Raw genomic sequence first — 14,506 nt, 5'->3', positions numbered from 1 at the left:
AACCTTTGCTCGGCGCACGGCGCCGCATTCGAGGATTTCCATGTCGCACCTCACCGGTTTCATCGATTCCAACGCTGCGGCCTTGCCGCTGTATGTGCTCGACCGCGAAGGCTTTGCGCGCTGGTGCGCCGAGCAGCCAACGCGCGTGCTGTCGTGGGCGCAGGCGCAGCGCTTCGACGCCGCGCCGGGTAGCGTGTTGTTGTTGCCGGGCGAGCAAGGACTGGCCGGAGCGATCCTCGGTATCGGCGATCGCGCCGATGCCTACGCTTACGCACATGCACCGTTGGCGCTGCCGCCAGCCAGTCGCTGGATGCTGTCCAGCGCATTGAGCGAGAGCGAACAGGCGTTGCTGCAATTGGGCTGGGGGTTGGGCGCGTATCGCTTCTCGCGCTATCGCAAGGTGCCGCGCGCGCCGGCCGAACTGGCGGCCACGCCCTCGGCAGAAACCTGCGCCTTGATCGAGGCCTGCATCCGCGTGCGCGATTGGGTCAACACGCCCACCGAAGACATGGGTCCGCAGCAACTGGAAGATGCCGTGCACACGCTGGCGCAGGCGCATGGTGCGCAGGTCGAGGCCATCGTCGGCGAAGCGTTGCTGGCGCAGAACTTTCCCACCATCCATGCGGTGGGACGTGCCTCGCATCGTGCGCCGCGCTTGATCGCATTGCGTTGGGGCGCGGCCGAGCATCCGCATCTGGTGCTGGTCGGCAAGGGCGTGTGCTTCGACACCGGCGGCCTAGATCTGAAGCCGGCCGACGGCATGCGCAACATGAAAAAGGACATGGGCGGTGCAGCGCACGCATTGGCGCTGGCCGGCCTGGTGATGGCGCAGCAGTTGCCGGTGCGGCTGACGCTGCTGATTCCTGCAGTGGAAAACGCAGTGGGCCCGAATGCGTTCCGTCCTGGCGAAGTGATCACCACGCGCGCCGGCGTCAGCGTGGAAGTGGACAACACCGATGCCGAAGGCCGGCTGGTACTGTGCGATGCGCTGAGCTACGCCACCGAACAGCGCCCGGATCTGATCCTGGATTTCGCCACGCTCACCGGTGCCGCACGTATCGCGTTGGGTCCGGACCTGCCGGCACTGTTCGCCAACGACGATGCATTGGCGCAGGCTTGGCTGAGTGCCGGCGAGCAGACCCGCGACCCGGTCTGGCGCATGCCGCTATGGCGCCCGTACCTGCGTTATCTCAACAGCCATGTGGCCGATATGGCCAACGCCGGCTCGCGCATGGCTGGCGCGGTGACCGCCGCGCTTTATCTGGAGCGTTTTGTCGCACCTGGCCAGTGCTGGGCGCATCTGGACGTCTACGCCTGGAACGACAGCGAGCGCCCCGGCCGCCCGGCAGGTGGCGAAGCGCTGGCACTGCGCTCGGCCTACGCGATGCTGAAGCAGCGTTACGGCGGTTAAGTAAGCGCTGCGATACAGCGCGGGCGTCCATAACGCGCAGCACGTTGCTGCGCGTCCAGCAAATGGCGATAAAAAACGGCGAACAGCCACGGTTGCAACGCCTCGAGGGTGTGCCGGGTGCGCGCCAGCGCCGCAGCGCGCGTTCCAGCGTGGCCTGCACCAAGATCCTCGGCAGTGACTGGCTCGCCGGTCAGCGAGCGCACAAGGCGGCGCAGTGCCGACAGCACCGCGCGAAGTCGGTCGTCCAGATCATCCATCGGCCGATTGTGGTGCTGGCATCACACAGTAGACGCACTAGAGCGTGGACTATTCCCACGGGTCGCGTGCGTGCCGAACTTTTTTATGTCGACGGAAATAAACCGTATCGCACGTCGTCTCACTGCATTGACGACCCACTGCATCGACCACTTGCCTCATCGAATCGCGGAGCCAGCCATGACCTTGCCACCTCCATCTCCACCGCCGCAGCGCGCACCTCCTCCCGTGGCGCCGTTGCTCGGCATTGCAGCGATTGCCTGCGGCATTGCGCTCGCGTTCGCCTGCACGGCCGGCTGGATCGGCGGCGACCGGCTCACCGCCGCGCGCATGACCGACACCATCGAAGCGAGCGGGCCACCGCATCCGGGCTTCCGTCGCGCGCACACCAAAGGCGTGTGCGTCAGCGGCCAATTTCAGGCCAGCGGCAAGGCGACCTGGCTGTCGTCGGCACGCATCTTCAGCCAGGCCAGCACGTCGGTGTTGGGGCGGATGTCGATCGGCGGCAGCGACCCGCACGGGGCCGATGGCGCGGCGCGGGTGCGCAGCATGGCGCTGCTGTTGCGTAGCGACGATGGGCAGGAATGGCGCACCGCGATGAACAGTTTCCCGTTCTTCGTGGTCGCCACGCCGGCCGGTTTTCAGGCGCTCAACATGGCCTCCAAGCCGGACCCGGCCACCGGTAAGCCCGACCCGGCCAAGCTGGCAGCATTCGGTAAGCAGTATCCGGAAGCGGCCAAGTTTCAGCAGTGGGCCAAAACCGCACCGTGGTCGGACAGCTGGGCCAACACCCAGTACAACGGCGTCAACGCATTCCGCGCAATCGCCGCCGATGGACGCGAGCGCTACATCCGCTGGTCGATGCGTCCGCATACGCCGTTCAAAGCGTTGAGTGCGCAGCAAAGGGCGCAGGCCGATGGCGATTTTCTCGCCACCGATCTGGACACGCGCCTGACGCAGGGACCGTTGCGCTGGGATCTGGTGCTGACCGTCGCCGAACCGGACGATCCGGTCGACGATCCGTCGCAGCCGTGGCCGGAAAGCCGCAAGCAGATCGTGGCCGGCACCGTGTCGATCGATCATGCCGAGCCGCAAGCCACCGGCCCCTGTCGCGATCTGAATTACGACCCGCTGATCCTGCCCAAGGGCATCGCCAGATCGAACGACCCGATCCTGGCGGCACGTTCTTCGGTGTATTCGCAATCGTTCAACCGGCGCGAGCATGAGATCGCCAACGGCCAAGGCAGCGCTGCCACCGGCCAGGAAGCCCACCCATGAGCAGCCATACCCACTTCAACCTGCCTGCCCGCGTGCTGCACTGGCTGATGGCGGCAATGATCCTGACCATGCTGTTCGTTGGCGTAGGCATGGTCGCCTCGGTGACGCAGCGGCCGTGGTTGATCGATCTGCACCGTCCGCTGGGCATCGCGATTTTGATTCTTGCGGTGCTGCGGTGGATCAACCGTCTGCGTCACCGCCCACCGCCGTTGCCGGCCGATCTGCCCGCTTGGCAGAAGGCCGCCGCGATTGCGTCGCACTGGTTGCTGTATGCGCTGATGCTGGGCATGCCACTGATCGGCTGGGCGATGTTGTCGGCCGGTAGTTATCCGATCGTGCTGTGGCAGGGCGCGAACTTGCCAGCAATCGCACCGCACGATCCGGCGCTATATGCGTGGTTGCGTAGCGCACACGGCTGGTTGGCATATCTGTTGTTCGCCACTGTGCTGGGGCATTTGAGCGCTGCGCTATTTCATGCCTGGATACGGCGGGATGGTGTGTTTTCCAGCATGGCGCGTGGGGGGCGGTAGGCCAGCTCTCGGATCTGTCCAGGGCTGCGCAGATCACAGGCATCTCCCCAGCTGGACAAAAGCTGGGGCACAAGGTCAATATGGCCAAAGGAGCCGTAATCAGCGCCCGGTTGCGATCCCTCGCCCGATCGCCGCCCGATAAGATTGGCTAACAAGTGGCGATTGCACGGGCGATCCTGTCCGACCCTACTTTTTTGATCTGCGATCAACCCACCGGCGATCAGCCAGAGCTCACCTGACGCGCGCTGCGGCTGAACGCATAGGGCACTGTCATCGTTTTGTCACTGTAGTGCGGTAGCTGCGCGAATTGGGCAGGTCGTAGGGTGCTTGGCCATTTGATCCATACGATGTGCCGCCATGACGCGTTTGTTGTTGCTGGCCTGCGCCTGCCTGTGGCTTGCCGGCTGTTCTTCGTCCTCGACCTCGCTCAGCGAGCGTCTGGTTGCGCCCGGTGGGGTGTCGCCGTTGCTGGACCAGGAGCGCATTGCCGCCACCATCGCCACGGTGCCCAACCGCAGCGGGCATGTGGTGACGCGCGATCAGGTGCCGATCTTCTGGCGTGCGATAGATCCCGGCCAGTACGCCATGCGCTATCGCTATCTCGGCCAACGCAACGATCCGGCACATGCGCTGGATGTGGACTTCAGCTTCAAGGCGCCCACCGTCGCGGCGCTGGCGCCGCGCGGCACCGTGGTGCTATTGCACGGCTGGATGATGGATGGCGACTCGCTGCTGCCGTGGTCGCTGCAGCTGGCGCAGGCTGGCTACCGAGTGATCACCATCGACCTACGTAACCACGGTCATTCCGGCGGTGGTCCGTCCGGTTACGGCACGCGCGAATCCGATGACGTCATCGCTGTGCTCGACGCACTGCAACCAAGCGGCGAAATCCGCAGCCCACTGTATCTGTTCGGCATTTCCTATGGCGCCGCCACCGCGTTGTTCACCGCCGACAAGCTTGGCGACCGCGTTGCCGGCGTGGTGGCGATGGAATCCTTCGCCAACGCCGGGCGCGGCATTCGCGACATGATGCCGCACCTGCTCGCCAGCCAGCCCAATGGTTGGCGCGCGCAGGCGGTTGCCGCGTACGCGCGTTGGCGGTATGCCGACCAGAATATCGATGCAGTGATCGCCGCGGCCGACACCCAACTCAAACTGGATCTGGATCGCATCGATGTCGCGCACGAATTGGCCGACATGCGCAGCTGTGTGTTGTTGTTGCATGGCGATGCCGATCAGCACATTCCGGTTGCGCATGGCCGCGCGCTGGCGCTGGCCAGCCCGCGCGTACGCTACGTCGAACTGCCCGGAGAGAATCATCTGAGCCTGCCGCTACGGCTGGATCTGCTCGGCGGGCCGATCGATCAGTGGCTGGCGCAGACGCAACAAGACCCGAGCCACTGCCCCGCGCCGCAGGCGCTGCCTGCTTCCACATTCGCGGTAGCAGCCCTACTGCCGGTGCCTCGCAGCTGATACCGCAACAAACGCGTTCTGACGCGCACCACGCGCCCAGCACGCAGCGACGCAATCCCTCAGCGCAGCACAACCGGCTGCCGCGAACGCAACACGCTGTCGCCGACGAACAGCAGCAAACCGACCCAGATGGTGGCGAAACCGATCGCATGTCTCTGATCAAACGGCTCCTGGAAAAACCACACACCTAGCAGCAACTGCAGACTCGGCCCGATGTATTGCAGGATGCCCACCAGCGACAGTGGGATCCGCCGCACACCATACGCAAACCCGATCAGCGGCAATGCCGTTACCACCCCGCCGAAGATCAGCAACAGATCGGTGCGCAGGCTCCAGCCGCTCAAAAATCCGCCCCAGTGTCCCTGGTCGCCGCATGTGGCCAGCAGCAGGGCCGGCACGAACAGATACACGCTTTCAACACCAAGACCGGCCACCGAATCCACCGAAACCAACTTGCGCAGCAAACCATAGGCGCCGAACGAAAACGCCAGCCCCAACGCGATCCACGGCGGCGCGCCGGCATCGAGGGTCAACCACAACACACCCGCAGCCGCGCACACCACCGCCACCCACTGGATGCGGCGCAAGCGCTCCTTCAACACCAGCACACCCAGCAACACGCTCAGCAGCGGATTGATGAAGTAGCCCAGGCTGGCCTCGATCACATGGCCGGCGTTGATCGCCCAGATATACAGACCCCAATTGAACGCGATCGCCACGCTGCTGCCGGCCAGCATCCGTAGCGCGCGCGGCTGTGCTGCAATCTCGCGCCACCAACGCACCCCCGATGTCGCCAGCAACCAGGCCACCACCAGCACGGTGCTCCACACGATACGGTGCGCAATGATCTGCAGCGACGGCACTGCCTTGAGCAGATGCCAATACAGCGGCACCACACCCCACACCACGAAGGCCGCTGCGGTGATCAACAGCCCACGACGTGTCTCGATCGGCGAGACCGCACTCATCTCCGCGCCCTGGCGAAGGCGACCACCAGCACGCCGCCGCACAGCATCTGCCCGACCGCGGTCATGGACGACGATGGCAGATCGCGCCCGCGCGAGCACACCCAACCGATCGGCGCGATCGGCAACGACACCAATCCGCCCGGCGTTGCGGTAAGGCTGCTGCCGGCGGTGAGCCAGCCCACGTCCAGAAAGCCGATCACGCTGCCCAGCCATTCGCCACGACTTGCGTGCTGCCCGCGCAACGCGCCAGACAAGACCATCCACAATGGCACCGATGCCACCGCAGTGGCGGGCAGGCAGGACGACACACTGCGCTCGGCCAGCACCGCCATGCCGTTGCCCAGCAGCAGCAACCCCGCACCCATTAACGCCACGTTCTTCGATTGCGCACGCGTTGGCGCGGCCACACCACACCAGCGCAGGACCGCATACAACACCGTGCCGGCCACGATGAAACGCGCACCCGACACCATAGTCGGCGGCTGCGCGCCACCTTCCAGCGCAAAGCGAATCGCCAGATAGGTCGAGCCCCACACCACATAGACCAGCAGCAAGGCCAGGACGACCAGCCCACTGCGTGCAGGCGCGGCAGCGTCGTGAAAATAAGACATTGGGCAGTGCCGACAATAGCCAGGACCGCCTATTCTAAATCAGCCCTGCCAGTGCAGTAGCGGACGCGACTGCGCGCTCAACGGATCACTGCATTGCACCCTTGCGGGCGGCACATTCAACACTGCACCGACCGCATGGCACTTGGAGCGATTACCAAAAGTACTGCGCAGCTGCCAGGTGGGCGCGGCCGGTGCTCGGAATCGGCATGTACCACGCGTACACTGCGGTTCCTCCGCGCCGTCCGCACCCACCTGGCGACTGCTCGCTACGTTTTGTTAGCCACTCTTATTTGCGTGCCGCCTCGCGCTGGGCGCGGATCGCCTTGAACTCCGAACTGTCCTGCCAGCCCGGCAACTGCCGGCAGTTGGCCAGCGCCACGCCCATGTCGTAGACCAGCGTGGTGTCGGTCGCGTGACCGCTGGCGTCCCATCGCAGGGTTGGTGGTAGCAAGCAGTACGCCGTAGTCAATGCGTCCACACACGTGCCGCGCACCGCCCAGGCTGCTTGCAGCGAGCAGCCAACCGCTCACACCATCGCTGCGTTTACGCCTCGCGCAGTGCGTGCATGGCCGCAAGAATCACGCATGCATCCACCTGCGCATGCACACCCGGCAATTGCAGATCGCTGGCCTGCTTGGCCTGTTTCAGCCGCGCAATCAACTGGCCGGCATCGCGCGGCGACGCGAAGCCGCCGCTCTGCAACAGCAACATGCCGGCACCATCGTTCAACTTGAAATAGAACTGCCCATCATTTTCGCGGTATTGCTTGAACGCCGGCAACGCGATTTTTTCGCCAGCATCGGTCGTAGATGTTCCGGTCTGACTGGACAGGTCGCGCAAGCCCACCGCATCGCGCAACTCGGCCAGCAACGGCGTGGCGTAGCGCGCGCGCAGACGTGCGCCACCGGCACGCAGAATCGCTTCGATCCTGGCCGGCTCGACCATCAGCGCTTCATAGCGCGTTCGCAGCGGCGCGATCTCCTGATCGATGCGTTCGAACACCTGCTGCTTGGCATCGCCCCAACCGATCCCACCGGCAAAGGCCTGCGCAAATACAGCCGTTTCCTGCGGCGTGGCGAATGCCTGATACAGCTGGAACAACGCCGAGCCTTGGGTGTCCTTGGCTTCGCCCGGGGCGCGCGAATCGGTGAGGATGGAGAACACCAGCTTGCGCAATTGCTCGCGCGGTGCGAACAGCGGAATCGTATTGCCGTAGCTCTTGCTCATCTTGCGGCCGTCCAGGCCTGGCAAGGTGGACACCTGCTCGTCGATCACCGCTTCGGGCAAGGTGAAAAAGTCGCGGCCATACACATGGTTGAAGCGCTGTGCGAAATCGCGCGCCATCTCGATGTGCTGGATCTGGTCGCGTCCCACCGGCACCTTGTGCGCGTTGAAGATCAAGATGTCCGCTGCCATCAGTACCGGATACATGAACAAGCCGGCGGTCACGCCCGCATCGTCGTCCTCGTTATCGGCGCGGTTCTTGTCCACCGCCGCCTTGTAGGCATGCGCGCGGTTGAGGATGCCCTTGCCGGCCACGCAGGTCAGCAGCCACATCAACTCGGTGGTTTCAGGCACATCGGACTGGCGATAAAACCACACCGTTTCCGGGTCCAGGCCGCAGGCCAGCCAACTGGCAGCGATTTCCAGCGTCGAGCGCTGGGTGCGTGCCGGGTCCTGCGCCTTGATCAGGCTGTGCAGGTCGGCCAGGAAGTAGAAGCTCTCCGCATCGGCAGCCGTGCTGGCCTGGATGGCCGGGCGAATCGCGCCGACGTAATTGCCCAGATGCGGGGTGCCGGAGGTGGTAATGCCGGTGAGGACGCGAGTGGTCATCTGCGTAATGCCAGGGAGTCAGCCGGCAAGTCTAGCGGTTCCGTGCACCTGCCATCGTCGCATCGGGCTGAACACGTAGTTCTTGCGAAGCCAACACAGAACGGGCCGCGTTAGAGCATTTATGCACGTTGGCATGAGTGCAAATCGGCCTGTGGCGCGCCGACACTGCGTTAGGCGCTTTGTCCAGGCCACCAGCCTGGCTGCAGCTCAGCGACTTTTCGCCGGAGCGCATACTGCGCGCGTTTGACGCGCCAACGCCCCTACGAAAACATCGGGCCAAAAAAACGGGCCTTGCGGCCCGTTTTTTCTGCATGCGGCGTTAGATCACTTGCGCGCAGCGTCTTCCACTTTCTCGCCAGCGCCCTTCACGTCCTTGCCGGCACCTGCGACGGTGTTGCAACCCGACAGCATACCGACCGACAACACCGAAAGCACCAGCAGCACAATTGCACGCTTCATAACAGACTCCTTCTTGGGTAAGCGGCGACTTGCCGCAGATCAATCAAATCAAACAACTAATATCAAACAAAACGCGAAATCAGCATTTACCGTCGCTGCAGTTATCGGCCTTCTTTTCGACCTTGCTGCCCGCGCGTTGGATGTCCTTGCCGGCGCCAGCAACGGTGTTACAGCCAGTCATCACGCCGACCGAAAACAGGCCCAGCACCATCAGTGTCAGCAGTCGCTTCATCGGTTTTCCTCTGTTATGCGCCGGTGCCAATGCACCGTGCTTGGCGCCAAATCTGACTGCGCGGCCGTGGATTTGATGTGAACGCGGCCCGCCGCGTTCAGCGGTCGATCAATCTCGCATCAGCGTCGACTTGCCGAACAGACTCTCGACCAGATCCACCGCCAGTTCGGCGGTGGCGTTGCGGTTGTCCAGTACCGGATTGAGCTCGACGATATCCAACGATCCCATGCGCCCGGTGTCGGCAATCATTTCCATCACCAATTGTGCCTCGCGGTAGTTGGGGCCACCCGGCACAGTGGTGCCCACCCCCGGCGCGATGCTGGGATCAAGGAAGTCGACATCGAAGCTCACATGCAGATGGGTGTCTTCGCTCATGCCGTGCAGCGCAGCTTCCATGGTGCGTTTCATGCCGGCTTCGTCGATGTAGCGCATGTCGTAGACGTCGATGCGGTGCTGCTTGATCAAGCGCTTCTCGTCGGGATCAACCGAGCGGATGCCGATCTGCCGCACCTGCTCGGGCAACAGCGCCGGCGCACTGCCGCCCAGATGAGTCAGCGCGTCTGGCCCCAGCCCGCACAGGCAGGCCACCGGCATGCCGTGCACGTTGCCAGACGGGGTGACCTGGCTGGTGTTGAAGTCCGAATGCGCATCCAGCCACAGCACCCGCAGTGGTCGCCCTTGCTCGCGGCAATAGTTCGCCACCGCGGTGATGGAGCCGATCCCCAGGCAATGGTCGCCGCCGAGCATGATCGGCATGCGTCCGGCGCGCAGTTCGGCATAGCTGGCGTCCATCAGCGCCTGGTTCCAGGCCACCACTTCATCCAGATGCCGATAGCCGGCCTGTGGGGCCTGCCAGGGATTACGCGGACCATCCAGGTTGCCCAGGTCGCGCACCTCCACGCCGCGGCCGGTCAATGCCTCCTGCAGACCGGCGATGCGCAGCGCTTCTGGCCCCATCCGCGCACCGCGATGGCCGGCGCCGATGTCGGTGGGAACGCCAATCAGGGAAACCGGCAGGTCCTGCGTTGCCATGCATTGCTCCAGCATCGATAAAGCCGTGCACTCTAGTGGCGCGCTCACGCCGTGACGCGCGGCAGCGCAGCATGGCACACCGCTCGCATCACTTCGGCGGCCAGCGGCAGACACCCGGACGCGCGCGGACCGGCGCCTGCAGGGCGACTTCCACGGCGACGCCGGAATGCTGATCCATCGATTACAGTAACGCGATGACAATCGAACTGAAGCCCGGCGGCTTATTGATCGTGATCGAAGGGATCGACGGCGCCGGCAAGACCACCCTCGCCCGCAGTCTGGCCACCACCCTGCAAGCGGCCGGCGCCCGCGTAGTGCTGAGCAAGGAGCCGACCAACGGCCCCTGGGGCACCCAGTTGCGCCAATCCGCCGCCACCGGCCGCCTGAGCGCCGACGAAGAAGCCGAGCTGCTGATCCGCGACCGCCACGAACATGTGGACACCTTGATCGCGCCCGCGCTGGCACGCGGCGACATCGTGATTCTGGACCGCTATTTCCCCTCGATGTTGGCCTACCAGGGCGCCGCCGGCCTGCCGCTGGACGACCTGCTGGAGCGCAACGCGTTCGCGCCGCGCCCGGACGTGTTGCTGCTGCTCGACCTGCCCCCGCCCACCGGCCTGGCCCGCATCCGCGCCCGCGGCGACGCACCCAACCACTTCGAAACCCAGGACAACCTGGAGCGCTGCCGCACGATTTTTGCGCAGCTGCAGTTGCCGGGAAAACACGTCATCGACGCCAGCGCCGATGCAGACAGCGTGCTACGCCAGGCCCACGCCATCGTGGTGACAGCACTGGCCGAACGCTTGAGCGGCGACGCTACGCACGCCGACGCCGACAAGGCCGCACTGGAGCTGCTATCGGCCGGTCGCCCGGCTTGAGTTGCTGCGTGTTACTGACACGCAAGCAGCAGAGTGTGAGTTGCGAGCTACGCCTGCGAGCGGCGAACAACGTACCCGTGCACAATCCTCAAGCGCTGCTCAAAGCCCCTCTCCCCCCCGGGTACGGCCAGCCAGCAGTTTTCGAAGCTGCCACACCCTCATGCAGCGCTATCTGCGCCCTCCGCCTCCAGAGAAGCACTAGCCCGACGTAAAGGGAATCGGCACTATTTATGCGCGATCAAATGACCCGAAGGAAGAAGCGCAACCCAAGCGCATCAGTGCGCCTGTTCAACAGAAGCGCTACAGCGACGGTCTATCTGAGATGGTGCCGGCACCCGGATTCAAGCCCCCTTGTGCTGTAAGGGTTTCCGCGCGGTGTGGGGAATTTCCGCTCAGCCGGACTTCAATCGGTTCTTAGTAAGCCGACTGCCGTATGGTGATCATCACAAAACGTTAAGGAGCTGACCCATGTTGCAGACCCGGAAATTCAAGATCCACAGCGTGGCAGGAAAGTTCAGCAAATCGGAGCTCACAAAAAGGTCACCTCAGTGGCTCGGTGTTCATTCACTGGAGGCGGAATGCTTGGAGTGCAGGAACTTGTAGACCGCACGCACTGGCGGAACCGACCTGATCACTCCGCTTGGCGGAGAATCTATCATCAGCTGCCCGAAATGCGGTGCCGAGGAAGCTATTATCAACAAGCAACTCCAGTCGTTGAGCGAGCGCGCTGAGTAGCAATGTGCCAGCGAAACAGACTAAGGGCTCGGACCGGCGGACGCGCGCCGAATGCCGAACTACCTCAACGTATGTGCGCCGCATCACAAGGAAACCATGTTCTATTTGAAGCAATTACAGTTTAGCCCTGAAACTGAAAATTGGAGCAATAACGTTCCACCTGATTAGCCCTGACCCTCAGCTACAGCAATTCCACGCTTCTCCCTACATAAGCCTAATTCAAGGCGGCGATAGGGCTTCCTGGCTGAAAAACGTCGGGCCAGCCACCACGCGTCAGCAACGCCGACAGTGGACATGGTTGCAAATGCCAAGCAAAATGGCCCCGTCTGTAGGGCCGTCGCGAAAAGGCCGGCTGAGAGTTCAGGGCTAATCAGGACGTTCCATGGAAACGCAAAAGGTGTTGACATTGATCAAGTGCGTGGTGAGTGCGGTGCTCGTGGCAGGGTTTGCTTTTTCGGCCTCAGCTTACGCAGCAGTCGGAATTTGTAATGATTGCAACCTTGGACAGAAGCAGACAATGTCTCGCGAGTTCGGGGTAGGTGATCACCATCTGTGGGATTTCAATCGCCGAACGGTCTACCACATGATCGTCTCGGTCAACGGCGGGGGTAGCCCACCAAATCCGATGTCTGTACCTGCAGCAGACTATGTTCGGCGTACCTCAGACCCAAAAATGACGGTAACTGCTGGTGGGCAACTTCTCGTAAAAGAAGTCGCTCTGACAGCTGTCGAGCAGCAGGGCCTCGCTGCAGGCCTCGCTGTGTACGATGCGAACGGTGGATCTCCCTATGTTGTAAGCACGCTGCCGGCAAACATCACTATAGCCACCTCCGCTGCAGCAAGCAAAATAGCAGCCAGGGTTGGTCCGCAGGCCGAAGCAACACGCCCCATGACCGCAATGGATGCTGTCACCACTCCCGCTTATCGAGAGGCTGCGACGCGAGCAGCTTTGGGCATCGACAATCTTGGGCCTTTTTGGTACTTAAACGAGCAGCTTCGAGTCGCGGTCTCGAATTTGACAAGCGTAATTAACATCGGAGCCATACAAAGCCCATTTGTCGTCACAAACATAATTCAGTTTCCCGATGGATCTCAGTTTAAAGTTGAATGGAATTGGGGCCTGAAAGATTACTCATACGTGAAGGGCTCTGCTAGGGATGCCGCTGGGAACATCATCCCTGAAAACAAGGCCGATGTCACAGGAGGAACCGATGGCGTGCGCAACTATGTCTACCCCAACTATCGAGAATCTCTGGATGCCGGCGAGAGAATGGTTGAGCACATCGGTAACCTCGGCGTCAGGTGGCAAGGGGCTACAACTAGGCCGGCAGACCGCAGCTTCCACTTAGCCTGCACAAGTACCCCATCAGGGGCAGTGTGCCAAATCGTCTTGATGTGAATATATGAATACTCAGATGCAAACTAACAATGCATTTGCGATCCGCTCTTTTCTATCACTTGCAGGCGGAGTGGTTTTATTTCAGGTCGGAAACTTGCTAGGTAAAGGCTCCGCGTATCAAATCAATTGGTACTTCATTGCGTTGTGCGCTTTTTATGCATTGGTTCCTATAGCCATCATTCGAGCTATTCAGCGCCGCCCCAGTTTTTCTAGGCGGCTCTATTCGATAACTCTAAGCACGTTGGCACTAATCGCAGTTGCAGGGGGAGTTGCTCTTTCGATTGCTCCTCTTCCTGGCCCCTAGCGCTCGGCAAGATCGGGGTGCCTTCTGGCCCGTACCGACGCAGGGTTATGTCTGTGTCGGCTCTTTTCAACTCACCTGCAGCCCTAAACGTTGATCTTCGCCGCACAGCGGCCGCATATTGCGAACAGAAGCGCCCTGCAATCTCGGCGCAAGCCGTCGCGCACGACAGCAGCGCCGCTTCGGTGGCGCGTAACGGCGCAGACCCCGACCCGCAGGGATCGTCAACGGCAGGGCGCCTGCCACGGCAATGCTGGAATGCTGGAATGCTGGAATGCGGATTCATCGATTAAAGTAGCGCGATGACAATCGAACTGAAGCCCGGCGGCTTGTTGATCGCGATCGAAGGGATCGACGGCGCCGGCAAGAGCACCCTCGCCCGTCGTCTGGCCACCACCCTGGAAGCGGCCGGCGCCCGCGTGGTGCTGAGCAAGGAGCCGACCAACGGCCCCTGGGGCACCCAATTGCGCCAATCCGCCGCCACCGGCCGCCTGAGCGCCGACGAAGAAGCCGAGCTGCTGATCCGCGACCGCCACGAACATGTGGACACCTTGATCGCGCCCGCGCTGGCACGCGGCGACATCGTGATCCTGGACCGCTATTTCCCGTCGATGTTGGCCTACCAGGGCGCCGCCGGCCTGCCGCTGGACGACCTGCTGGAGCGCAACGCGTTCGCGCCGCGCCCGGACGTGTTGCTGCTGCTCGACCTGCCCCGCCCACCGGCCTGGCCCGCATCCGCGCCCGCGGCGACGCACCCAATCACTTCGAAACCCAGGACAACCTGGAGCGCTGCCGCACGATTTTTGCGCAGCTGCAGTTGCCGGGAAAACACGTCATCGACGCCAGCGCCGATGCAGACAGCGTGCTACGCCAGGCCCACGCCATCGTGGTGACAGCACTGGCCGAACGCTTGAGCGGCGACGCTACGCACGCCGACGCCGACAAGGCCGCACTGGAGCTGCTATCGGCCGGTCGCCCGGCTTGAGTTGCTGCGTGTTACTGATCGCTCTTTTCTATCGCTTGCAGGCGGAGTGGTTTTATTTCAGGTCGGAAACTTGCTAGGTAAAGGCTCCGCATATCAAATCAATTGGTACTTCATTGCGTTGTGCGC

13 protein-coding genes, 1 other RNA gene and 4 pseudogenes are annotated in these 14,506 nt (G+C 62.7%); 10 read left to right on the top strand and 8 right to left on the bottom strand.

Annotated elements, in window-relative coordinates; genetic code table 11:
* Positions 1-40: 40 nt before the first annotated feature.
* Entirely contained in the window at positions 41-1,411 is a 1,371-nt protein-coding gene (locus tag J5I97_RS02500) for a leucyl aminopeptidase family protein (protein WP_208588806.1), read from the top strand.
* Positions 1,412-1,434: 23 nt separating this feature from the next.
* Here the strand turns inward: J5I97_RS02500 and J5I97_RS19710 are convergent.
* Positions 1,435-1,668 (bottom strand): annotated as a pseudogene (locus J5I97_RS19710) (RNA polymerase sigma factor); the annotation flags it as partial.
* Positions 1,669-1,846: 178 nt separating this feature from the next.
* On the opposite strand from J5I97_RS19710, the gene J5I97_RS02490 reads away from it, so the two are divergent.
* The 4 genes and pseudogenes from J5I97_RS02490 (at position 1,847) to J5I97_RS02475 (ending at position 4,947) form a co-directional block, all read left to right on the top strand.
* The gene (locus J5I97_RS02490) at positions 1,847-2,944 is read left to right on the top strand and encodes a catalase family peroxidase (RefSeq protein ID WP_208588805.1); all 1,098 of its coding nucleotides are present in this window, start codon (positions 1,847-1,849) and stop codon (positions 2,942-2,944) included.
* Positions 2,941-3,474 (top strand): cytochrome b, encoded by a 534-nt coding sequence (locus J5I97_RS02485; RefSeq protein ID WP_208588803.1) that lies wholly within the window; start codon positions 2,941-2,943, stop codon positions 3,472-3,474. The genes J5I97_RS02490 and J5I97_RS02485 overlap by 4 nt, the downstream gene beginning before the upstream one ends.
* 152 nt (positions 3,475-3,626) lie before the next feature.
* Positions 3,627-3,695, top strand: a pseudogene (locus J5I97_RS02480) (ABC transporter ATP-binding protein); the annotation flags it as partial.
* A 136-nt stretch (positions 3,696-3,831) separates the two neighbouring features.
* The gene (locus J5I97_RS02475) at positions 3,832-4,947 is read left to right on the top strand and encodes an alpha/beta hydrolase family protein (protein ID WP_208588802.1); all 1,116 of its coding nucleotides are present in this window, start codon (positions 3,832-3,834) and stop codon (positions 4,945-4,947) included.
* Positions 4,948-5,006: 59 nt separating this feature from the next.
* On the opposite strand, the gene rarD is transcribed toward J5I97_RS02475, so the two are convergent.
* Both rarD and J5I97_RS02465 read right to left on the bottom strand, forming a co-directional pair.
* Positions 5,007-5,915 (bottom strand): EamA family transporter RarD, encoded by a 909-nt coding sequence (gene rarD / locus J5I97_RS02470; RefSeq protein WP_208588801.1) that lies wholly within the window; start codon positions 5,913-5,915, stop codon positions 5,007-5,009.
* Positions 5,916-5,932: 17 nt separating this feature from the next.
* Positions 5,933-6,526, bottom strand: a pseudogene (locus J5I97_RS02465) (drug/metabolite exporter YedA); the annotation flags it as partial.
* Positions 6,527-6,732: 206 nt separating this feature from the next.
* Between J5I97_RS02465 and J5I97_RS02460 the strand changes: the two are divergent.
* Positions 6,733-6,808: non-coding RNA, sX9 sRNA (locus tag J5I97_RS02460), on the top strand.
* A gap of 4 nt (positions 6,809-6,812) precedes the next feature.
* Here J5I97_RS02460 and J5I97_RS02455 read toward each other — a convergent pair.
* The 5 genes from J5I97_RS02455 to rocF form a co-directional block, all read right to left on the bottom strand.
* Positions 6,813-6,977 carry a hypothetical protein gene (locus tag J5I97_RS02455; protein ID WP_208591856.1) on the bottom strand — a complete coding sequence of 55 codons (165 nt, stop codon included), beginning with the start codon at positions 6,975-6,977 and terminating at the stop codon, positions 6,813-6,815.
* A 92-nt stretch (positions 6,978-7,069) separates the two neighbouring features.
* Positions 7,070-8,359, bottom strand: a complete 1,290-nt coding sequence (locus J5I97_RS02450; RefSeq protein WP_208588797.1) for a tryptophan--tRNA ligase — start codon at positions 8,357-8,359, stop codon at positions 7,070-7,072.
* A gap of 324 nt (positions 8,360-8,683) precedes the next feature.
* Complete coding sequence (locus tag J5I97_RS02445; protein WP_208588796.1) at positions 8,684-8,818, bottom strand: entericidin A/B family lipoprotein; 135 nt, start codon at positions 8,816-8,818, stop codon at positions 8,684-8,686.
* Between the two features lie 79 nt (positions 8,819-8,897).
* Positions 8,898-9,050, bottom strand: a complete 153-nt coding sequence (locus J5I97_RS02440) for an entericidin A/B family lipoprotein (RefSeq protein ID WP_208588793.1) — start codon at positions 9,048-9,050, stop codon at positions 8,898-8,900.
* A gap of 108 nt (positions 9,051-9,158) precedes the next feature.
* Positions 9,159-10,082, bottom strand: a complete 924-nt coding sequence (gene rocF, locus J5I97_RS02435) for an arginase (protein WP_208588790.1) — start codon at positions 10,080-10,082, stop codon at positions 9,159-9,161.
* A 194-nt stretch (positions 10,083-10,276) separates the two neighbouring features.
* Between rocF and tmk (J5I97_RS02430) the strand changes: the two genes are divergently transcribed.
* From tmk (J5I97_RS02430) to tmk (J5I97_RS02415), 4 genes and pseudogenes are all read left to right on the top strand, one after another.
* Positions 10,277-10,960, top strand: a complete 684-nt coding sequence (tmk, locus tag J5I97_RS02430) for a dTMP kinase (RefSeq protein ID WP_208588787.1) — start codon at positions 10,277-10,279, stop codon at positions 10,958-10,960.
* A 1,117-nt stretch (positions 10,961-12,077) separates the two neighbouring features.
* Positions 12,078-13,094 carry a hypothetical protein gene (locus tag J5I97_RS02425; protein ID WP_238135624.1) on the top strand — a complete coding sequence of 339 codons (1,017 nt, stop codon included), beginning with the start codon at positions 12,078-12,080 and terminating at the stop codon, positions 13,092-13,094.
* Positions 13,095-13,098: 4 nt separating this feature from the next.
* Complete coding sequence (locus tag J5I97_RS02420) at positions 13,099-13,398, top strand: hypothetical protein (protein ID WP_208588786.1); 300 nt, start codon at positions 13,099-13,101, stop codon at positions 13,396-13,398.
* 299 nt (positions 13,399-13,697) lie between these two features.
* Positions 13,698-14,380, top strand: a pseudogene (tmk, locus tag J5I97_RS02415) (dTMP kinase).
* Positions 14,381-14,506 lie beyond the last annotated feature (126 nt).

The sequence above is a fragment of the Xanthomonas fragariae genome, assembly GCF_017603965.1.
Taxonomy (GTDB): Bacteria; Pseudomonadota; Gammaproteobacteria; order Xanthomonadales; family Xanthomonadaceae; genus Xanthomonas; species Xanthomonas fragariae_A.
This window is presented reverse-complemented; position numbering and strand designations above follow the sequence as displayed.